This is a genomic window from Streptococcus suis YS161 (assembly GCF_002760245.1).
Lineage (GTDB): Bacteria > Bacillota > Bacilli > Lactobacillales > Streptococcaceae > Streptococcus > Streptococcus suis_I.
The window spans coordinates 1-21,273 of the sequence record NZ_ASCA01000059.1; the positions used below are offsets into that span (position 1 = coordinate 1).

Consider the following 21,273-nt stretch of genomic DNA (forward strand, 5'->3'; position numbering starts at 1 on the left):
ATTTGTTTTTAAATTTGGAGGGATTTTTTTATGTTCTTTTTTCGGGCGGTTATTCATCTGCTCATACGAAGTAAAATTTATCAATACATAGCATATCAGAGAATGGCAGGAAACCAGTTAAAAAAATTTCTGCCAGTGCAGCGGTACTTCTCACCTTGAAAGTGGAAGTACAATCTCCATACAACAGAATTTGTATTTCCCATAACCGTGAAGGTCACAGAGCCTTTGCGGTTTTTCTTTTGTCGTTTTTTGTTGGAAAGTGCCGCAGGGCTGTTTCTGGTGTGCGTTGCCGCTCCCCGCCTCTCCATCTGGATTTTTACATTTCAAAAATTCAGATTGGAGGTATTAGCGGTGAAATACGCACCAAGAAAAGTATATATCAAAGAAAGCGGCGGCTATGTGGAACTGTCCTATACGGATTTCTGCCGCCGCAGGCAAGCCGACAAGGGATATATGGACAAGCTGTTTATCCCCGTCCAAGGTTGTCTGCTTGAAGTCGTAAGGGAGCAATATGCGGACTTCTACCGTGACAGGGAGCGGTGGCGTTACCTGCAAAAATTAGATGCGAGGAACAGCCTGCTATCTCTGGACGGATTTACGGACAGCGAGGGGAATCCTCTGGACTTTATCGCTGATGAAGCGGCGGACATTGCGGAAACCGTTGTCAATGCTGTTATGGTGGACAGGCTGAAAGCCGCCCTGCCTTTGTTGTCGGATAGTGAGCAGGAGTTGATACAGGCAATCTTTTTTGACGGACTTTCCGAGCGTGAAGTCGGGGCGAGGTTAGGCATAACCCAGAGCGTTGTGAACAAACGCAAAGCCAGAATCCTAAGAAAACTAAGAAAGATAATAGAAAATTAAAATTTAAGGCGTTCAGCCCCCTTGTTTTTTCCTTTGGGAAAATGAGGGGGCTTTTCTCTGCCCTCTCAATCAATTCTGATTGGAGGAAGAAAGAATGGCATACAACCACGGACGGGAGGACAGGAAATGGCGTATCTGGAAAGAAGCGGAGGAAAAGCTGCTGCGTGAGTGCGGCGTTGATGAAGCGACCATTGAGCAGATACGCATAGCGGACAGGGCAGACTTCAATTCCAACAGGCGGTTTTACCGATGGACGAATGACGTTGCGGAATACCTTGAGGACATGGCAGACAGGGAGCGGCAAGCGGAGGTGAATACAGTTGCGGAGTTACTGGACGAGATTGAGAGCGAAAATCTCTATCAAGTATTAGTCACGGTGGACGGGCGTACCTTGAAAATCGTCCTGCTGAAAATGCAGGGGTATTCCACAAAGGAGATTGCCCCGCTTGTGCATTTGACGACTGGTGCCATCTATGCGAGGTTAGACCATCTGCGGAAGAAGCTGCGGAAAATTTTATAGCTTCTAAAACAGCCTGCCATCCTGCGGGCTACTGGGTGAGGGATGGAAATCCCCTCACTCATTTTTTGCAGGAGGACAACAGGATGGCATACAGGGTTAAGGCATACACGCTTCGGGAGGAATCCACGGAAAGCGGCACAAGGTATTTTATCAGCTTTAAGGACGGGCAGGGCAAATCCCACGAGTTGGAAGTGTCGGAACAGTTCTTTATGGAGTTTCGGCAGATGGAGCGCAGGAACAGGAATCTTTTCTAATGGGACGAGCGGCACAGGGAGTTTAACGAGGTATGGGACGAAACCCTTTACAGACGGGCGTTGCGTGTGCCTAAGAGCCTTGATGAACGCATGGTTGAGGAAGAACGGAATGAAACGCTCTATAAGGCGGTTGGGAGCCTTCCAGAGATACAAAGGCGGCGTTTCCTGCTCTACTACGAGTATGAGTTCAATTTTTACCAAATCGCCGCTATGGAGCATTGCACCGCTTCGGCAATACAGAAATCTGTTGCGATTGCAAAGGAGAAAGTAAAGGCGGAAATTGAAGAAATATCTCCAACCGTGACCGACACCGCCCGAAAAAGAAATCTGTTTTTTATTTGTGTGGGATTGGCGGCATTACATACTCTCACTTTTTTCCGTGGGAGTAAATCTATTTTTAAGGAGGTCAACGCCTATGTGCAACGAAAACAAAGACACCGCCCGAAAGGAGGAAAGCCATGCAGAAGTTACAGACAGTCAACGCCGAAACGCTCCTTTATGAACCGCTTGAGAAACCATCCTTTGTGGTGGACAGCCTTATCCCGACAGGCTTATCGCTGTTCTGCGGCTCACAGAAGATAGGCAAAAGCTGGCTCATGCTGAAGCTATGCTTATGCGTGTCGCAGGGAATCCCTTTATGGGATATGCCGACAATGGAGGGCGATGTGCTTTACCTCTGCCTTGAGGACACGTTCTGCCGCATACAGGACAGGTTATTTCGTTTGACGGACGAAGCAAGCGGGCGGCTCCACTTTGCCGTGGCAAGCTGCAAGCTGTCAGACGGTCTTATCGTGCAGCTTGAAGATTATCTGAAAGATTACCCAGACAGCAGGCTCATTGTCATTGATACCTTGCAGAAAGTCCGTACAGCTTCAAAAGACAATGCCTATGCAAGCGACTATGGGGACATCTCCCTCATCAAAGACTTTGCCGACAGGCACTCTCTGGCGGTCATTGTCGTACACCACATCCGAAAGCAGAATGACAGCGACGTGTTCAACAAGGTGTCTGGGACGACAGGATTAACGGGGAGTGCGGACGCTACCTTTGTTCTGGAAAAGGAGAAACGTGCGTCTGACACCGCCAAGCTGTATGTGACGGGCAGGGACACGCCTTATCAGGAATACACGCTGCGTTTCCGTGATTGCCGTTGGGAGCTTGTGGAGCGGAAAACGCAGGAGCAGCTTGCGAAAGAAACGATACCAGATGTCCTTTTTCGGTTGGTGGATTTTATGAGGGATAAGGAAGAATGGATAGGCACGGCAACGGAACTGTTAGCCGCTATGGGGGAAACGGAAACCATACCCACGGTGATTACGAAATGGCTGAATGAATACCGCACCACATTTTTAAGCGAGAACCGTATCTGCTACCAGTACAGCCGCAGGAAAGACGGCAGGCGGATTGCCCTTGCAAGGAGGGCGGGTGACAGCGGTGATGGTGGTGACAGCGATATTAGGATACCCCCCTGTTACTGTCATTGACGCTTAAAGCCATGTAAAGCAGGCGGCTCTGCCCTGCGGGTGACAGCAGTGACGGTGGTGACAGTGATTTTAGGATACCCTGCCGCTGTCATCCCTACGGGAGAACACCCCGTAAACGCAAAATGCAGGCGTGAGATTTACTCGCCCTTTTCGGTCGTGTAAAACCACCCCTGCGGTCAGAAAAATCATTCCGATTTTTCCGACTGCGTTTACAGGGTGTAACACACTACACTTTGCCCTGCAAAGTCGTGTGCCAGACGTTCCCTCTGGACTCCCTTAAGGCAGGGCTGTGCCCTGCTATCCTACGCCTTACGGCTTCGGATAAAAGAATGGCGGCATGACGGTGACGGCTCTTGCGAGGGGGGTATCCCAAAAACACCGTCATCATCGACATGACCGTCATGCAGGGGGTGAGGGTGACAGTTGCGGCAGTCGGCAGGGGGTATCCCAAAACTGCTGTCACCACCGTCACCGCTGTCACCCCAAAGGACGGTCACCCGCCGAAAGAAAGGAGGAATCCGCCTATGCCTTATGCAATCCTGCGTTTCCAGAAACGAAAAGCGGGCGGCGTTGCGGCTTGTGAACGCCACAACGAGCGGAAGAAAGAAGCCTACAAAAGCAACCCAGATATAGATATGGAACGCTCTAAAAACAATTACCATCTCATAGCACCACCAAAGTACACCTACAAGAAAGAGATTAACCGCATGGTAGCCGAAGCGGGGTGCAGGACAAGGAAAGACAGCGTGATGATGGTGGAAACGCTCATCACAGCTTCACCAGAATTTATGAACCAGTTACCGCCCGAAGAACAAAAAGCGTATTTCCAGACGGCTCTTGACTTCATTTCGGAGCGTGTTGGAAAGCAGAATATCCTCTCCGCTGTCGTCCATATGGACGAGAGAACGCCCCATATGCACCTCTGCTTTGTGCCGATTACGCCAGACAATAAGCTGTCAGCGAAAGCTATCTTAGGCAACCAGAAATCATTATCCGAGTGGCAGACCGCCTACCATGAGCGGATGTCCTCACGGTGGAATCAGCTTGAACGGGGGCAGTCCTCAATGGAAACCAAGCGGAAACACGTCCCCACATGGCTCTATAAATTAGGCGGCAGGCTTGATAAACAGTATGAAGAAATCGTGTCTGCCCTATCCGACATCAACGCCTTTAACGCAGGGAAGAAAAGGGATAAAGCGTTAGATTTACTCTCTGCATGGCTGCCAGACGTGGAGAAATTCTCTAAGGAAATCGGGAAACAGCAGGCGTATATCGACAGTTTGAAAGAGAGAATTGGGCAGGAATCAGACTATGCGGGGCGTATGCGTGATGAAAAGTACGAGCAGGAACTAAAGGTGCAGAAAGCGAATCAGAAGATATTTGAATTGCAGAGAACCAACGAGCAGATGGGGCGGCTGCTGTCAAAAATACCGCCCGAAGTGTTGGAAGAATTGCAGAAAAATCATAGAAGCAGAGCGAAAGAAAGGTAGATATGTGAATGAAGAAACAGGATTTTAAGGTGTTAAAGACCAAAGACTTGTACCCGTTCCCCGACAATCCGTTTCATGTGGCAGAAGATGAAACACTGTCAGAGTTAGCGGAAAGCATCAAGGAATTTGGCATTGTCACGCCGATAATCACACGCCCGAAAGAGGACGGGGACGGTTATGAAGTGATTGCAGGACAGCGGCGTGTCCGTGCTTCTGAACTTGCAGGGATAAATACCGTGCCTGCGTTTGTCCTGCCCTTAGACCGTGACCGAGCCATCATCACCCTTGTAGACAGCAATTTGCAGCGTGAGAATATCCTGCCATCGGAGCGGGCGTTTGCTTACAAGATGAAATCCGAAGCCATGAAGCGGCAGGGTTTCCGCACAGACTTAACCTCGTCACAAGTTGTGACGAAGTTGCGGACGGACGACAAGGTGGCACAGGGCTTCGGCGTGGGCAGGATGACCGTGCAGCGTTTTATCCGCCTGACGGAACTGATACCGCCGATTTTGCAGATGGTGGACGAGGGGAAAATCGCCCTCACGCCTGCGGTGGAACTGTCCTTCTTGAAGAAAGACGAGCAGGAAAACCTCTTTGCCACGATGGAGAGCGAAGAAGCAACGCCCTCACTCTCACAGGCACAGCGGATGAAACAGTTAAGCCAGAGCGGGCGGCTTGACATGGATACGATATTTGCGATTATGACGGAGGAAAAGGGCAACCAGAAAGAAACCTTGAAAATCAACACAAGCAAGCTGAAAAAATACTTTCCGAAGAACACAACGCCGAAGCAGATGGAGGAAACCATCATCAAACTTTTGGAGCGTGAGTTGCAGAGGAAACGCAACCGTGACAGCCGCTAATCTTCTTTTTTCGGGAAGTAAATACAGAGAGTTGAGGTATGGAGAATGAGAGAAATCCAGTATGAAATCGTAAAGGAAATCGCAGTATTGTCTACGGGCGACAGTGGCTACACAAAGGAAATCAATCTCATTTCATGGAATGGGAAAGAGCCGAAGTATGACATCCGCAGCTTTTCCCCGAACCGTGAAAAGTGCGGCAAGGGAATCACGCTGAACGCTGATGAAGCGGCGGCACTCCTTAAAGCATTACAGAAAGAATTAAACAGCGAGGATTAATGGTATCTGATTGGCAGGGCGGGGACATTTCCAAACTCTTCCCTGCCCTGTCTGGAAAGGAAGATTTAAGTATGGGCGAGGATAAGAAAGCAGATAAAAAGAGAAAGCGTATCGTGCCAAAAGCACCAGTGCAGATGATAATCAGCCGTGAATATGTCGGCACACAGACCGTTACAGAAGCGTTTGTCCCGATTATCTCCGAGGATATTCGGAAGAAGATTGCCGAGGGCGACACCTTCGACAATGAGGGGCTGTCCGCTTAGAATGTACGCAATGGGACATGAAAACAGATAGGACAGATACGGAGGTTTTACAGTATGGCAGGAATCAAAGAAGAAAAGAAAATCTATTTAGTCGGCATTTATTGCCGCTTATCTAAAGACGATGGTACGGATAACGAGAGTGCGAGCATTGCGACACAGAAATCCATCCTCACGGATTATGTGAAAAAGCAGGGATGGCACATAGCAAAAACGTATGTGGACGATGGTTATTCTGGTACAAATTTCCAAAGACCAAGTTTCCAGAATATGATAAAAGACATTGAAAGCGGTCTGATAAACTGCGTGATTACGAAAGATTTATCCCGTCTGGGGAGAAACTATCTTGATTGTGGGTTATATCTGGAAGTTTTCTTCCCAGAGCATAACGTGAGGTATATAGCGGTCAATGACGGCGTAGATACCTTGAATAAATCTGCTATGGACATCACGCCTTTCCGCAACATTTTAAACGAAATGTATGCCGCTGACATATCTGTTAAGATAAAATCGGCATATCGGGCGAGGTTTCAACAGGGGAAATTCATGGGAACTACCGCCCCTTATGGCTATATCAAAGACCCTGCCGACCACAACCATCTGCTGATAGATGATAAAGTGGCACATGTTGTAAAAGAGATATTCGACCTTGCATTAAAAGGGAATGGAGTTGCCAAAATTTGCAGACATCTTAATAAACAGCATATCCTACGCCCTGCCGCTTATGCGGCGGAGCGTGGCGAAACAGGCTTTGAACGTCATTTTGAGGGGAACGAGGACAAACGCTATATTTGGAGTGGGAACAGCGTGAGGAGCATTTTAAGAAGCCCGATATATGCGGGAAATCTTGTAGGCTACAAACGGATTGCCGCCAATATGAAAAGCAAGAAACGCCCCTCTAAGCTGCCCGAAGAATGGGAAGTGATACCCAATACCCATGAGGGAATAGTCACGCAGGAGGAATTTGATATTGTCCAACAGCTTATTACAAGTCGTAGGCTTCCACAGAACAAGGGAGGATTTGTAAATATTTTTGCAGGCGTTATCAAGTGTGTGGACTGCGGATGTGCTCTGCGGGCAATGAACGTACACAGGAGGAAACGCCCAGAGATTATCGACTGTGTACAGTATTCATGTAATAATTATGCAAGAAACGGAAGAAGCGAGTGTAGTGCCCACAATATAGAAGCAAGGGATTTATTCAATGCCGTTCTTGCCGACATCAACTGTTTTGCGGATATGGCAGTGAATGATGAAAAGGCGGTCAGGGCCATAGAAAAGCGGCTCACGGAAACAGACCAGAGCAGGGCGAAAGCATTAGAGAAAGAACGTAAGAAGCTGAACAAACGCCTTGCGGAACTGGACAGGCTGTTTTCCTCTCTCTACGAGGATAAGGTCATGGAGCGTATTACCGAGCGGAATTTTGAGATGATGTCGGGGAAATACCAGAAAGAGCAGCTTGAAATTGAAGCAAGGCTGAAAGAGGTGACGGAAACTCTTAATGAAAGCTACGAGAAATCACGGGGAATCCGTGACTTCCTCGCCCTTATCCGAAATTATCAAGGCTTAAAAGAACTGGATGCAACAGTTATAAACGCACTCATAGACAAGATACTTGTTTCGGAGCGTGAGAAGATGGCAGACGGAACAGTGAAGCAGGAAATCAAGATTTACTATAAATTCATCGGCTTTGTCGATGAATTACATATCATACCTACAAAACGGTGGGCAGCAATGCCCGCTAAAAATTGTACGGTGTGCGGCGTTGAATATGTCCCGGGCTCTGGTGCATCAAGGTATTGTCCTGCTTGTGCCAAGAAGATACGGAGGGAGAAATCAAACGAGAGCAAACGCAGGAGCAGAGAACAGAAAAGGATAGCATGTATGAACTGTCCGCAAAAAATGACCGACTGAACTACAACAAGTGAGAACAACTAGCAGGAGACATTCTTCTGCTTTTTTTATAGGGAGACAAGATGACACGAATTAAAGCAGTAAAACAAAAGGCCATTTTAAATGTGGCTGAAAGTCTGGGTTATTCCTTCAGACGTTTATCAGGACACATTTATGAACACCCAGACCATGATTCCTTTCGGATTTTTGCGGATACCAATACTTTCAAATGGTTTTCAAGAGATATACAAGGGGATGTGATAGACTTTGTTCAATTAGTGGCAGGCGTTACTTTCAAAGAGGCTGTATCCTATCTTGAAACTGGGGATTTTGAACAAGCTAAGTTGATAGAAGAAACTTATCAACCGTTTCAATATTATTTGCATGAAGAACCCTTTCAGCAAGCACGTATTTACTTAAAAGACATCCGTGGCCTAAGTGATCAGACTATCAATACCTTTGGTAGACAAGGATTGCTTGCTCAAGCTACTTATCAAGCGGAGTCAGTTTTAGTGTTTAAAAGCTATGACCATAATGGTGTCTTACAGGCCGCAAGCCTTCAAGGTCTCGTCAAAAATGAAGAAAAACACGATCGAGGTTATCTCAAAAAAATCATGAAAGGATCTCATGGCTATGTCGGTATTAGTTTCGATATTGGGAATCCTAAGCGACTCATTTTTTGTGAATCAGTTATCGATATGATGAGTTATTATCAGCTTTACCAAAAGCAATTATCCGATGTTCGCCTGATTTCAATGGAAGGTTTAAAACTTTCTGTGATTGCTTATCAGACCTTGCGTCTAGCAGCAGAGGAACAGGGGAAATTGGCATTTCTAGATACAGTAAATCCAAGCAGACTTAGTCATTATCTTCAGGCAATACAAGAGACGACAACCTTCTACCAAACTCATTCAAATGCATTAACATTGGCTGTTGATAACGATGAGGCAGGAAGAGAATTTTGTCAGAAACTGTCAGATAAAGGACTTCCGCTTTCTCAAGATTTACCACCATTGCAAGGACTTGAAACAAAGTCAGATTGGAATGATATTGTGAAACAGCAGAGTGAACTATCCTTAAGTGATTGTATCCAAACAGCCCAAGCACAAGTTAATAAGAATCATCCTCCACCTAAACGAGAGCGTGCTATGGAATTGTGATAACAAAATCAAGTCCACTATCATAATCTAGAAAGTGACAAGGAGGACACCCTATGAGTGTGATTGAACGTCTGGCTGAAAAAGTAGCTAGACAAGAAGAAAAAGTCTCACGTGAGACTGAGAAATTGGAACACTATCGAGACCAACTACAAACAGCTATGTACAGTACCTTTATCAAACGGCAACAATCTAGTCAGTTGTCATTTCATGAAGCACTAGAGCAAGCCTTTGGTAAAGAAACCACACTACACTCAAATTACAGAAATGAGGATACAGAATGAGTAAAACATGGAATTTTGATCAGCCACTAGACGATGTGAAACCAACATCGTCCCATGAAGAACGAGCTAAAATCGCAGCACTCTTCCATAAACAGGATGAAAAACCAATTGAAGAAGTAGACTATGTGGCTGCTTTTGAACAACAACAAAAGGAGTCAAAATATAAAGATGACCAAACGCTCGCATCAACCGTTAAACAAAGTCAGCCGAAGAAGGTAAATATCACAAGTGACTATAAACAACACTTGGCTGATACCATTGCACAAAATAACAAGGATATTTCAGCCTGTCAAAAGCAAATTGAAGAACTTCATCAATTGATTGATGAAAAGAAAATCCAAAATAAAAAGTTGCAGGCTATTTCAGTAGCCATTGATGATTTATAAGTCAGGTAGTCCTATGCGGGCTACCTTTTTACAATTGAAGGAGAAGATAATGAAATTTTTTCAAAAGAAAAAACAGAACCAGGATCAATTTAAACGACTGATTCATCGACTATCTGAGATGTCAGATACTGAATTAACCAAAGTAGAACAACTCCTAGATGTGGTTTTTGATACAAATTTTAAGCCTGATAGGAACGTTGAATTATCTCAAAGCGTTATAAACGATGAGGAACAAAGTCTTGATAAGTCGATCCAAGAAGCGAAAAATAAACTTGACACGGAACAATTGGAAAAAAACATTGAGAGATTTAGACAAGGTAGGCGAGAGAGCAATAATAACAAATAACAGACCAATTATTTTGGCCTGTTTTTTGAAATATGTGTCATCGTTGAATCAAACGAAGTAAAAATATTTCTTGCTTAGTAGGAGGTGTTGTGGTATAATTTAGTTAGATTAGAAGTCATCGAAGGTACAGCAATGTATAACTAGGTGGCCTTTTTTCATATTGCGGAGAGATATTTTATGCCTAATAATGTATTTGAATTAATAAATTTTAAGGACTATTTGCCGTTAGATTTAGATATTACTGATAAAACTAGGTTGGTTTATAGACCAGTATTAGCACCAACTCAATTAAAATGTTCTCTTGAGCCGGCTTTAACTGAAGAACAGTTATATGTCCATATGAAAGAAAACTCTAACTGGTCTTTCAAATACAATGGGAATGATGATTTTTATAAACAGGATTGTATTGACTTTTTAAGAGATATAGACTTCCAATCATTCTCTCAATATGGGAAGTTGGTGGACAGAAAATACATAGAAGCAAAAAGAGTTTACTTATTTGATAGCTACTTTAGAAATTTTCTTCAAGAGATATTGGAGCGTATCGAAGTTTTTTTGAAGAAGAGTACAGCTGATGCTCTGACGATTGGATACAATAAAACTTCTTATATTTTTGAAGATGATACTCTCTATTATTCAGAACAATCTAAATACCGAAAAGAAAATCCTAAGAGGCTGGATATTGTTTTGAAAACAAAATATCATTTGTCACGATTGATTTTGGAAAAACAAGATGATGCCACAATCAAGAATCAGATTAACCAATATGGGGTCGTGTTACCTTGGACCGTTTTTCGTTTAATGACATTTGGAAATATAGCGTCCTTCCTCGTTGCCCTACAACCAGAATATCGAAATAAGGTTGCTGCCTATATTAGTCTTCCCTTGGACAAGGATGATAACATTCCAGCTAAAATCTTATTGTCTTGGTGTAACGCTCTTCGTTATCTTAGGAATATTTGCTCACACAATGGCAGATTATATGGTCGCTTACACCATACACTGCCAGCTTTTCATCATTCTGACAGAGAGTTGCTAGTGACAGACTCAGAGAATGATAGCAAGACACTATTTATCTATTTTATAGCAATGAGACATCTTATCTTGTCAATGTCCATAGAAACTAAGAATTTTTGGAATAAAAAATTACAAAAGCTTCTGGAAGAAAGTAATCAAGAACAAGTGGATTTGAGACACTATGGTTTTCCAAAAAATTGGATGGATTTATTGGCAATAAAGATATGATAAGTGCTTAGATGGACACGGACTAAAAAATAGATTAGAACGGAGGTAAAGTATTGAATCTTATTTCAATCAAAGAATTTGTCGAATTGACTATCAATAATAATCCAGACATCAATCCCAAAGAGCTTGAAGAAACCTTGCGTGCAGTACTTGAAGAAAAAGAAGGAGGGGCAAGGTGTATGAATTGTGGATCTCCTATTTGGGTAGCAGGGAGTGCACTGGTAGGGAGCTACATGTGCTTCACGTGTCTAACAGGTGAAGCCGATGGTAGTGATGATTTTGAAGTTTTAGGTTAAGCTATTTCATTTCAGAAATTTTTCGAGAGCCAAATGGCTCTTTTTCTTTTCCTGTGATAATTTTTTCAGCTCTCTCTTGTTACACTCTATCTAGTTTTAGAAAATCAACCCTTGACTTTTTCTTGGGGGTTTGGGGGCGAAGCCACCATGTTTTCTTATCGTCGGCTGACCAACCTGTAAGGTTTGGGTTCAGCTGGCGATTAGATTTTAGGTTATTGTGGACACAATAACTGAGCTCGCAAAGACCGAACAAGGAACGAGTTAGGTCTTTCGAGGGGTGTCTGACAATGTCAGGCTGCCTCACATTGTCAGACAATGCCTGATTTGAAAGGATGGATAGAATGAAACAAGATATTAGGCTCGTTAGAAAGCAGTTTAGAATGACGAGACAAGAAGAAAAACAGATAAAAGAGATGATGAAAGATCAGCAGATAGAGAGTTTTTCAGAATTTCTTCGGCATAACCTCTTTAAAACTGATGACGATGACAAAAGTATTGAGATGTGGTTTTCCCTATGGCAATCACAAAAGTTAGAACAGGTTAGCCGTGATTTATATGAGGTACTAGTCATCGCTAAGCAAAATCATCAAGTGACTCAAGAGCATGTTTCAATCTTATTGACCTGTGTTCAGGAGTTGATTGTGGAAGTAAGCCAATCACATTCTCTAAGTCAATCATTTCGTGATAAGTATATGAGATAAGAGGTTAGTATGGAATATCGTTACAGAACCAACTTGAAAAAAGTCTTTTTAACAGATAGTGAATTAAAACAACTGAATAATCGTATTGCAGAAAGTAGGAGTAAAAATTTTTCCGAATATGCTAGAAAAGTATTGCTTAATCCAAACATGACATTTTTAACAATTGACACTTCAAATTATAAGGAACTCGTTTTTGAATTGAGAAGGATTGGAAATAACATCAATCAGATTACACGTGCGATTAACCAAAGTCATCTCATTTCTCAGGAACAACTAAAAAGTTTGAGTCAAGGGATTGACGAGATGATTTCTGAAGTTGAGAAAGAGTTTCATATGAATGTTAAAGCGCTAAAGGAGTTTCATGGTAGTCACTAAACACTTTGCGACTCATGGGAAAAAATATCGTAGACGCTTAATCAAATATATTCTCAATCCTGAGAAGACCAATAATCTTGAATTCGTTTCTGATTTTGGAATGAGTAATTACTTGGACTTTCCAACTTATGAAGAGATGGTCAAGATGTACAATATCAATTTCATCAATAATGATGAATTGTATGATTCGAGAAATGACCGTTTGGAAAGAAAACAACAAAAAATTCATGCCCATCATGTGATTCAATCTTTTTCTCCTGAGGACAGCCTCACTCCTGAAGAAATTAATCGTATTGGCTATGAAACAGTGAAAGAATTGACTGGTGGAAATTATCGCTTCATCGTAGCTACTCATACAGACAAGTTACATACCCATAATCATATACTTATCAATTCTGTTGATCTCAATTCAGATAAGAAACTCAAATGGGATTATGCCCAGGAGCGGAACTTACGGATGATTTCTGATCGTATTTCTAAAATGGCTGGTGCAAAAATTATTGAGAAGCGTTATTCCTACCGAGATTATAAAAAATATAGGGAATTTAGTCATAAGTTTGAATTGAAACAACGTCTCTATTTTTTGATGCAGCAATCTAAAGCGTTTGATGATTTTTTAGAGAAAGCAAAGCAGCTGCATGTCCAGATTGATTTTAGTCAGAAGCATAGTCGTTTTTTGATGACTGATAGAACAATGACAAAACCAATTCGAGGTCGCCAACTTAGTAAACGGGACTTATATGATGAAGAATTTTTAAGAACACATTTTGCCAAACAAGAGATTGAAAGTCGTTTAGAATTTTTATTAGAGTCTGTTCATTCACTAGAAGAATTGCATGTAAGAGCAAAAGAGTTGAATCTAACCATAGAGTTAAAACAAAAAAATGTGATTTTTACCCTAGAAGAAGATGGTCAAAAGATTACTCTAAGCCATAAAAAAGTTAGTGATAAGAAATTGTACGACATTCCATTTTTTAACCATTACTTTGAAGACAAAGAGGCAAGAGATATTCAAGCATTAGAAAATATTCAGGAAGATTATCAGACTTTTCGAGAGAAGCAGCATAAGGAGAAAGTCTCCGCAGAAGAAATCGAGGAAGCCTTCAAGAAATACAAGGAAAAACGAGATGCCGTTCATGAGTTTGAAGTTGAACTTACGGATAATCAGATTGAGAAATTAGTTGATGATGGTATCTATATCAAGGTTTCATTTGGTATCAAACAAAGTGGGCTCATCTTTATTCCCAACTATCAGTTGGATATCCTAGAAGGAGAAAATCAGAAAAAATATAAAGTTTACATTCGAGAAACGTCCTCTTACTTTGTCTATAACAAAGTAAACTCGGATAAAAATTGTTTTATCAAAGGGAGAACTTTAATCAGGCAATTGACAAACGATAGCCAAAAACTCCCTTATAGACGACCAACTTTAAAAAGTCTTCAAGAGAAGATTTCTGAAATTAATCTTATGATTGGACTGTCTAACGCAAACAAACAATACCAAGAAATCAAAGATGAGTTTGTATTAGAAATTGCAGAGCTTGATATGAAGCTGGAAGAAACACAAGAAAAAATCGCCACCTTGAACAAGATGGCAGAAGTATTTATTAATCTGAAGAGTGAGGATCACGAAAGTAAGAAATTAGCTAAGTACGACTTCTCTAAAATGAACATGACAGAATCGATAACTCTAGATCAGCTTAATAAAGACATACTGATAATGCAACAGGAATTTGGTAAAGAAATTGATGAATATGAGGGATTAGCCAGAAAGTTAGAAACATTTGTAAAAGTGTTAAATATAGGAGGAACTCTTAAACTCAAACAACGAGATAATATTTCAATGGAGTAAAAAGGTTTGTTGATGACAATAAATATAAATTTTTAAAAATAGATTTCTCTCAATCTCAAAAGTGCATAGAATACTCATTATCATTACTTGAAAATTTGATAATCTTAAAGTAATTATAAGGAGGAATTACTATGTCAGCAATTACAGATAAATGGATAAAACTATTTAATAATGTCAATAATTCTCAGGAGTTAGATACATTTTTAAAGAATGTTTCAGGGAAAGGGCTCAATGAATGGGAACAACTATATAAGCAATATAATTCAGAAATTGACACTTTAGACTTTGAAATTAGCACTCAAGAATTGGAAGGAACTTCTGGTGCAGGAGGCTGGTATTCAGCATTTAAAATGACTCTGGCTGGTCGCTGCGGTCGATGTTTCACATGTTCTTATGAATGTACAAGTAATAATGTTAATTGTTAATTTAGGAAGTATATATGTTTCTTGAGATGTGTAAACTTTCCTTGTTATAGTTGACAGAGATAGAGTTAAATGATAAATTATAGGAGGAACAAAATGAAAGAAAATTATGTAGAAGTTGATAGCTTGCGTCATGAAATTGACAATCAAGAACTATCAGGTAATTCCGCAGCTGGATTCAGAACTGCAGTTCGAATGACTAGTCAAGGTCGCTGTGGGTGGGCTTTCACTTTTTCTTATGAATGTATATCACCAAATGTCCGCTGTGGATAGAATGAACAAGATTGGAGGGTAAGATGGAAGGAATTATTGGAACACTGGAGTTTTATGCTCCCGTATTTATTTTAGGAGTATCCATTATTGGTGTCGTCTACGTTATGAAAAAACGGAAAGAACGGAAATGATGTATATTTAAAAAGCCATACTAGTTTATGGCTTTTTTATTTGTCTTTAGAGAGATTATGCACGAATTACTCATGATATTAAAGATCAGATTGATTATAATAGTCTTGTAAAATAGAAATGGAGGAATACTTATGTCACAATTAGTTGTAAAAAATTTAAATAAAGAGTTTGGGGAGGGAGATAGTCTAGTTCATGCTTTATCGGATGTTAATCTCTCTGTAAAGACAGGAGAATTTCTTGCTATCATGGGAGCAAGCGGCAGTGGAAAAACAACTTTGTTAAACTGTATTTCAACAATTGATAAGCCGACGTCAGGTGATATTTCCTTTGAGGGATTTGATATAATCAATGCAACAGATAATCAGTTGGCAAACTATCGCTCACAAAATATTTCCTATATCTTTCAATCTTATAATTTAGTTGAAACTTTAACAGTTTATGAGAATATTGTCTTACCGTTACAGATTCAAGGAAAAAAAGTTTCTGATTGTCATTTAAAAATAGAAAATATCCTAGAAAAATTATCAATTGGTCAATTACGAAATAAATTTCCCAATCAATTATCAGGAGGACAAAGACAGCGTGTTGCAACTGCACGTGCTCTAATTGACGAATCTAAACTGCTTATTGCAGATGAACCAACAGGTGCTTTAGATTCGGCTAACTCAGAAAATTTAATGGCTCTTCTGCAAGATATTAATCAAGATTTTGGCATTACCATTTTAATGGTGACACATGATCCAGCAGCAGCTAAGTATTCATCACGGATTATTCTATTAAAGGATGGGCAAGTTACAGCAGATATGTACCGCCACTCTTTATCAAATGAAGAATATTTACAAGAAATTTATAAACATACACGATAAGGAGAAGTAAGATGTATCTAAAATTAATTCTTAGAAATGTTCAAAGAAATTTACAGACATACACAGTTTACTTTCTTAGTTTGACGTTAATTTATAGTCTACTCTATGCATTTAATGCTTTGCCAAGTCATCCTGTCATGCAAAGTTTATCAGGTGCTAAGGAGATGATGACAACCATTATGACACAATATATGGGGCTATTATCTTACGTTGTATTGAGTACAATTGCTTTTTTAGTTGTTTACTCCACTGGTTTCGTATTAGGCCGAAGAAAACAAGAGCTAGGTCTATACGCAACATTGGGGATGAAAAAACGTCATATTGTAGGAACGCTTTTCTGTGAGACAATGGTTGTTAATCTGTTTGCTTTGCTTGCAGGATTTATTTTAGGGTTAGGAGTACTGATTGTTCTAGCACATATTGCCTCTAATTTTTTTATGGGGAATTATTTTGGTAATATGTTTTTCCTAGACATGAAATCAGTGAATTTACTAGGAATATCATATTTAGCAACAAGTATAATTATTGGTGTGATGGACATATTTACCTTTAGAAAGCAAGCTATTATTTCTCTTATTCAAGAAAATGGTGTTAAAAGTTCTATTTTTTCGAAAGGAGAAACAAAGTGGCAAGTGCTATTATTTATCTTATCGGCACTAGTTATTTGCTTTGGATGTGTCTATCTATCAGACTATACTCATATTTCAATTCTTAGAAATTGGGGAATGTTACTTATAACACTGTTTGTATTAGTTATATTTATTTTTTACAGTACATTAAGCCATTCTTTGATCCGCTTAACTTATTCATTGCCAAATTGGTATTTCAAGAAATATAATTCATTTAAACTCAGACAACTATCTAAACAGGCAGATCGTAATTCGGTGACTATATCGGTATTATCGCTTTCCTTGACATTAGCAACTAGCTTATTGATTTTTAGTGGTAGCGCCTACAGTTCATTGAGTAATGATTTAAATAAATTTATTCCTTATGATATTGATGTGCAGATGTTTAAGGGAGAAAAATACCATTATAACAATATAGATGTAAAGAGTAAGTTAAAAGAAGATGGTTTTGACTTTTCGATTATTGATAAAGAGTTTGAGTATCCAATTTATATAAGTGAATTGACTTATAAAGATATTATTGATACAAGCAATTTATGGGATTTAGATAAAGAATTAGGAGATTCGTTCGTTAATATTGTTTCGCTTACTGATTACAATTCTTTATTAAGACTTCAAGGGAAAAAAGAAGTCAGTTTGTCAGACAATGAATTTTTAATAAATGCAAACTATAAAGGCACTAGGAAGCAGATTAGGGAATTTCTCTCTAAAAATAACGAATTGACTGTTTCCGGTGTAAAGTTAAGGTCAAGTTCTAAAAGTGCTTTGGAAAATGTTTATTTTGTTACTACAGTAGAAAATAATGATCGAGGGACATTGATCGTTCCTGATAAAGTAGCGAAAAAATTGACTGTTAACAGTTTACATTATGTAGCCTTATATAAAAAAGGGATTGATAAACGAAATGTTGAATCATTTTTAGAGAACTGGATTGAAAATTATTATTTTACGGATCAAGAAGGAAATCAATCTGATTTTGTATATCAAACAAAAGTTCGATCAGCAGAACTATATCTAGGATTTATGGGAGTCATTGTGTTAGTTCTAATTTTTGTGGGAGTTATTTTTACAGTCATCACATTGAGTATTCTGTCGTTGCAGGCTTCTACAAATGCATTAGAAAGCGTTAATGATTACAATATACTTTATTTACTAGGAAATCAAAGAAAGCAAAATAAAAAAATTATTTTTCAACAGATTCTTGCCTATTTTCTAATCCCGTTGCTAATAGCTGTTCCATTGAGTTATTCACTTAGTAACAGCTTATTAGGCTACTTTGAAAATTTCGCGAATACGACAGTTGTCATTGATGCAAAATATTTATTGTTTATGATTGGCTTATTTGCAGTTTATATCTATTTTACCTATAAAGTTTGTTTAAAGGCTAGTAATCAGACCCGATGAGTGAAAACCAGAATAGGATATTAGCTATCCTTATTCTGGTTTTGTGATATAATGATAATAAAAAATCATAGTAGGAAATTTTAAATATGAAGACGTGGTTAAAGAATATTTCTGATAACTCACTATTGTTATGGTGGATCACTTTAATAAATCATTTTATATTAATGATTTATATATACCTTCAAATTCCATTTGACTTTTCATCAACTTTTACTCAAAAATTTGCAGTTGTTTTTATTATTTTGTTGATTATTTCTACTTACATTTGTAATTTCTTAAAGTTTAAATATAGTGAATTGAAGTTGTGGCTATTACTATCGCTATTTTTAATTAGTTGGCAATTGGCTCTGAATTTGAATGTTGAACACACATTATTCCATTTTTTAGATTTACTTCATCCCATTAATTCTTTTCTATTAGTTTATAGTTCAGTATCTATTATTTTGTTAGGTAAAAAAATAGGTGAGGAACTATTTTTTGTAACTTTTATTGTTATAATTATTACAGAGATATCTTATTTTTTTAGCAAGCCCCTCTTTTTATTTTTATCTATATTTACATCATTTTTCATTTCTTACTTACCTATTATTCTGTTAATGATGTATAAAAAAGAGTTGAAATCTTTTTTAAATTACCAGAGGAAAAATTTAACCTTCCTTTCATTTTTCCTACCAGTTACTTATATTATTTTATATATTAATACGACTGATATTGGTATTTTAAACTTTTTATGGTATGTAGAAATTCTTTTGGTACTTGTTGCGTTCCACTTGAAAACAATTTATATGAGTTTTCAAAAAAAGATAGATGAGTTGAAACTATTATATATTGAGGCAAGTTTAAAAGTACTACTGGGGGTAAGTATCCTTTTGGTTACTACATTTATTATTGTAAGGCTAGACTTAAAACAAAGTTTTATTTGTTTTAATTTACTTGTGCTGATAGTTGGATTTCTAACGGAAGAATTTATTAGATTATTTAGAGGTAAGCGGCTAACGGGTGCAAAAGATTATTTAGAAGTTTTATTTTTGAAAAGAAATAAGATGGTGAAGAATTTGTTAGCTAATGAAGATATAGAGCAACAATTCGCAGAATTTCTTCATAACGAAGTATTACAAAGCGTGATGGCTATTAAAAATTTTAATAAATATGGAGAAGATGAGAAGTTTAGAACTCAGATTGGATATGTCTCAGATGAACTAGTTCAACGTATCCGAGAGAGAATGGATTATTATCAACCAATGAGTAGTGGCAATGAGGAGTTAACTAAAAAATATACATCATTAATTGATAGAATATTGAGGAGATATGAGACTATGAAAAAAGTTGAAACAGATTTTCAGTCTGATTTTTTTCTAATGGAACCGTATGATAAGATTCTTTATCGCTTTATTGAAGAGTTAGTGACCAATGCTGTTAAATATTCGTCAGGCCATATTATTTCGTTATCTCTCTCTGTATCTGACGATATTATTTATTTATCTTGTAAAAATGATTATGATATTTCTAGTAACCATCTTGGTTATGGGTTAAAGAATTTAGAAAATCGTGTCAGTGTTTTAGGTGGAACAATAGAAATTCAGACAATGGATGCTATGTTTCAAGTAGAAATCCAATTACCAATAGATAAGGAGTTATGCTATGAAAATTTTATTAATTGATGATCACAAGTTGTTTAGTCAGAGCATAAAAATGATTTTAGAGCTATCAGAAACAATTGATTATGTTGATTTAATTGAAAATTTTCAATCAGTAGATGATATTGATTATAGTCGATACGATATCATTTTGATAGATATTAATTTGACTAGTATTTATGAAACAGATGGATTAGCCTTGGCAGAAGAAATGATAAAAAAAGAACGAGGTATTAAAATCGTTATTTTAACAGGATATAGCAAAAAAATTTATGAATATCGAGCTCAGAAGATGGGAGCTTATGCTTTTATTGATAAAAGTATCGATCCAGATAAGCTTCTTACTCAATTAAAAGGTATATATAGTGGAAAAAAGTATTTTTCGGTAGAAGAAATCGTGGATATCTTGTCTGAACGAGAGATAGAAGTGTTAGAATCGGTCAGAAATGGTTTAACAATTGATGAGATTTGTGAAACCTTATTTTTAAGCAAACGGACTGTTTCGAATCATTTGGCAAATGTATTTTCAAAGCTAGGTGTTAATAATAGGCAGGAGGCAATCCATAAAGCAGAACTTTTAGGATATTTCTCTCCAGAGTAGGATTATCTGTTATGCCAATTTGGCATAAAATTTAAGATTCGTTCAAATCTTAATTATAATTTCATTAGGAGTGAACGAATGTATAGGCGACTAAGAGATTTGAGGGAGGATTCTGACTATAGTCAAGAGTTTATTTCAAATTATTTGAGTTGTAGTCAATCCTTTTATTCTAGAATAGAAAGTGGCACCAGAGAATTGCCAGTAGATATTTTGATTAAGCTTTCAAATCTTTATAGTGTGAGCACGGATTATTTGTTACATCTAACAGATTTTCGTAAAAGAATACAAAAATAGAAGTCTCTCCTTGTTTGTTCATTGACAACTGAATAAACCAAGGTGGGACTTTAATCATTTGTGGAGCAATTTAGCCTGGTACGCCGTGAGATGAGCGAGAATTATCGGCTATAAAATAGGTTGGTTACCTATCTGCCATGAGACAAATGAGGATAATGATACTTCTGAACGTTCAGGCTGCCATCGAGAAAGGACAGCGGGTGCAATCCCCATGTAGGACTTAACCAGTTCTTCCCACTGAGGTCAATATTTTGAAGTAAAGGAAAAACGTTTATGGAAAAAATACAAACAGGTGCGGAATTACCGCAGGTTGTGATTGAGGGTTATAAGGTGACGGTGCAAGTGACGAATAAGTCACTTAGTCTGACGGATATTTTAGATGATTTATTAGGTCGAAAGCTTGAAAAAATTTGAGGTTTTAGCGGACATGTTTTTAGAAATGATGTAAAATAGAGTTGTAGAACCTCAATCC

At 38.8% G+C, this 21,273-nt stretch carries 25 protein-coding genes and 1 pseudogene; all 26 read left to right on the forward strand.

What is annotated here, in order from left to right:
- Positions 1–207 precede the first annotated feature (207 nt).
- The 26 genes and pseudogenes from SST111_RS07790 (at position 208) to SST111_RS07920 (ending at position 21,215) form a co-directional block, all read left to right on the forward strand.
- Positions 208–861 carry a sigma-70 family RNA polymerase sigma factor gene (locus SST111_RS07790; protein WP_004852858.1) on the forward strand — a complete coding sequence of 218 codons (654 nt, stop codon included), beginning with the start codon at positions 208–210 and terminating at the stop codon, positions 859–861.
- A gap of 94 nt (positions 862–955) precedes the next feature.
- Positions 956–1,381 (forward strand): sigma-70 family RNA polymerase sigma factor, encoded by a 426-nt coding sequence (locus SST111_RS07795; RefSeq protein ID WP_043035759.1) that lies wholly within the window; start codon positions 956–958, stop codon positions 1,379–1,381.
- An 83-nt stretch (positions 1,382–1,464) separates the two neighbouring features.
- Positions 1,465–1,939, forward strand: a pseudogene (locus SST111_RS12585) (RNA polymerase sigma factor).
- A 154-nt stretch (positions 1,940–2,093) separates the two neighbouring features.
- Positions 2,094–3,119 (forward strand): AAA family ATPase, encoded by a 1,026-nt coding sequence (locus tag SST111_RS07805; protein WP_001170964.1) that lies wholly within the window; start codon positions 2,094–2,096, stop codon positions 3,117–3,119.
- Positions 3,120–3,643: 524 nt separating this feature from the next.
- Positions 3,644–4,609: a MobV family relaxase gene (mobV, locus tag SST111_RS07810; protein ID WP_001820668.1), complete on the forward strand. Its 966-nt coding sequence runs from the start codon at positions 3,644–3,646 to the stop codon at positions 4,607–4,609.
- 8 nt (positions 4,610–4,617) lie between these two features.
- The gene (locus SST111_RS07815) at positions 4,618–5,472 is read left to right on the forward strand and encodes a ParB/RepB/Spo0J family partition protein (RefSeq protein WP_000743700.1); all 855 of its coding nucleotides are present in this window, start codon (positions 4,618–4,620) and stop codon (positions 5,470–5,472) included.
- A gap of 45 nt (positions 5,473–5,517) precedes the next feature.
- Positions 5,518–5,748, forward strand: coding sequence for a YdbC family protein (locus SST111_RS07820; protein WP_001206986.1), 231 nt, complete (start codon positions 5,518–5,520; stop codon positions 5,746–5,748).
- Entirely contained in the window at positions 5,748–6,011 is a 264-nt protein-coding gene (locus SST111_RS07825) for a hypothetical protein (RefSeq protein WP_000253176.1), read from the forward strand. The genes SST111_RS07820 and SST111_RS07825 overlap by 1 nt, the downstream gene beginning before the upstream one ends.
- 54 nt (positions 6,012–6,065) lie before the next feature.
- The gene (locus SST111_RS07830; protein WP_001820670.1) at positions 6,066–7,922 is read left to right on the forward strand and encodes a recombinase family protein; all 1,857 of its coding nucleotides are present in this window, start codon (positions 6,066–6,068) and stop codon (positions 7,920–7,922) included.
- Positions 7,923–7,984: 62 nt separating this feature from the next.
- Positions 7,985–9,061: a toprim domain-containing protein gene (locus tag SST111_RS07835; protein ID WP_099810543.1), complete on the forward strand. Its 1,077-nt coding sequence runs from the start codon at positions 7,985–7,987 to the stop codon at positions 9,059–9,061.
- A gap of 53 nt (positions 9,062–9,114) precedes the next feature.
- Entirely contained in the window at positions 9,115–9,342 is a 228-nt protein-coding gene (locus tag SST111_RS07840) for a DUF5965 family protein (RefSeq protein ID WP_012775533.1), read from the forward strand.
- Positions 9,339–9,728 (forward strand): DUF5945 family protein, encoded by a 390-nt coding sequence (locus SST111_RS07845; RefSeq protein ID WP_024408868.1) that lies wholly within the window; start codon positions 9,339–9,341, stop codon positions 9,726–9,728. Before SST111_RS07840 ends, SST111_RS07845 begins: the two co-directional genes overlap by 4 nt.
- A gap of 49 nt (positions 9,729–9,777) precedes the next feature.
- Positions 9,778–10,074, forward strand: coding sequence for a hypothetical protein (locus SST111_RS07850; RefSeq protein ID WP_180274042.1), 297 nt, complete (start codon positions 9,778–9,780; stop codon positions 10,072–10,074).
- A 177-nt stretch (positions 10,075–10,251) separates the two neighbouring features.
- Entirely contained in the window at positions 10,252–11,319 is a 1,068-nt protein-coding gene (locus SST111_RS07855) for an Abi family protein (protein ID WP_017768987.1), read from the forward strand.
- Between the two features lie 53 nt (positions 11,320–11,372).
- Positions 11,373–11,615, forward strand: a complete 243-nt coding sequence (locus SST111_RS07860; RefSeq protein ID WP_002936408.1) for a hypothetical protein — start codon at positions 11,373–11,375, stop codon at positions 11,613–11,615.
- Positions 11,616–11,956: 341 nt separating this feature from the next.
- Entirely contained in the window at positions 11,957–12,316 is a 360-nt protein-coding gene (locus SST111_RS07870; protein WP_024394064.1) for an SAG1252 family conjugative relaxosome accessory protein, read from the forward strand.
- A 9-nt stretch (positions 12,317–12,325) separates the two neighbouring features.
- Positions 12,326–12,691 (forward strand): MobC family plasmid mobilization relaxosome protein, encoded by a 366-nt coding sequence (locus SST111_RS07875; RefSeq protein ID WP_024394063.1) that lies wholly within the window; start codon positions 12,326–12,328, stop codon positions 12,689–12,691.
- Positions 12,678–14,543, forward strand: coding sequence for an SAG1250 family conjugative relaxase (locus tag SST111_RS07880; protein WP_099810546.1), 1,866 nt, complete (start codon positions 12,678–12,680; stop codon positions 14,541–14,543). The genes SST111_RS07875 and SST111_RS07880 overlap by 14 nt, the downstream gene beginning before the upstream one ends.
- Positions 14,544–14,674: 131 nt before the next feature.
- Positions 14,675–14,968 carry a salivaricin M family lantibiotic gene (slmA, locus tag SST111_RS12635; RefSeq protein WP_373560740.1) on the forward strand — a complete coding sequence of 98 codons (294 nt, stop codon included), beginning with the start codon at positions 14,675–14,677 and terminating at the stop codon, positions 14,966–14,968.
- 93 nt (positions 14,969–15,061) lie between these two features.
- Positions 15,062–15,238, forward strand: coding sequence for a salivaricin M family lantibiotic (slmA, locus tag SST111_RS07890; RefSeq protein WP_099810547.1), 177 nt, complete (start codon positions 15,062–15,064; stop codon positions 15,236–15,238).
- Between the two features lie 263 nt (positions 15,239–15,501).
- Positions 15,502–16,236: an ABC transporter ATP-binding protein gene (locus SST111_RS07895; protein ID WP_024394055.1), complete on the forward strand. Its 735-nt coding sequence runs from the start codon at positions 15,502–15,504 to the stop codon at positions 16,234–16,236.
- Positions 16,237–16,247: 11 nt separating this feature from the next.
- Positions 16,248–18,269: an FtsX-like permease family protein gene (locus tag SST111_RS07900; protein ID WP_099810548.1), complete on the forward strand. Its 2,022-nt coding sequence runs from the start codon at positions 16,248–16,250 to the stop codon at positions 18,267–18,269.
- Between the two features lie 86 nt (positions 18,270–18,355).
- Positions 18,356–19,930: a sensor histidine kinase gene (locus SST111_RS07905; RefSeq protein ID WP_024394053.1), complete on the forward strand. Its 1,575-nt coding sequence runs from the start codon at positions 18,356–18,358 to the stop codon at positions 19,928–19,930.
- Positions 19,911–20,507 (forward strand): response regulator transcription factor, encoded by a 597-nt coding sequence (locus SST111_RS07910; protein ID WP_029187296.1) that lies wholly within the window; start codon positions 19,911–19,913, stop codon positions 20,505–20,507. The genes SST111_RS07905 and SST111_RS07910 overlap by 20 nt, the downstream gene beginning before the upstream one ends.
- 78 nt (positions 20,508–20,585) lie before the next feature.
- A complete protein-coding gene (locus tag SST111_RS07915) occupies positions 20,586–20,801 on the forward strand; it encodes a helix-turn-helix domain-containing protein (protein WP_024395821.1) in 216 nt (71 codons plus the stop codon).
- 273 nt (positions 20,802–21,074) lie between these two features.
- Positions 21,075–21,215 carry a hypothetical protein gene (locus tag SST111_RS07920; RefSeq protein ID WP_032499446.1) on the forward strand — a complete coding sequence of 47 codons (141 nt, stop codon included), beginning with the start codon at positions 21,075–21,077 and terminating at the stop codon, positions 21,213–21,215.
- Positions 21,216–21,273: the final 58 nt, after the last annotated feature.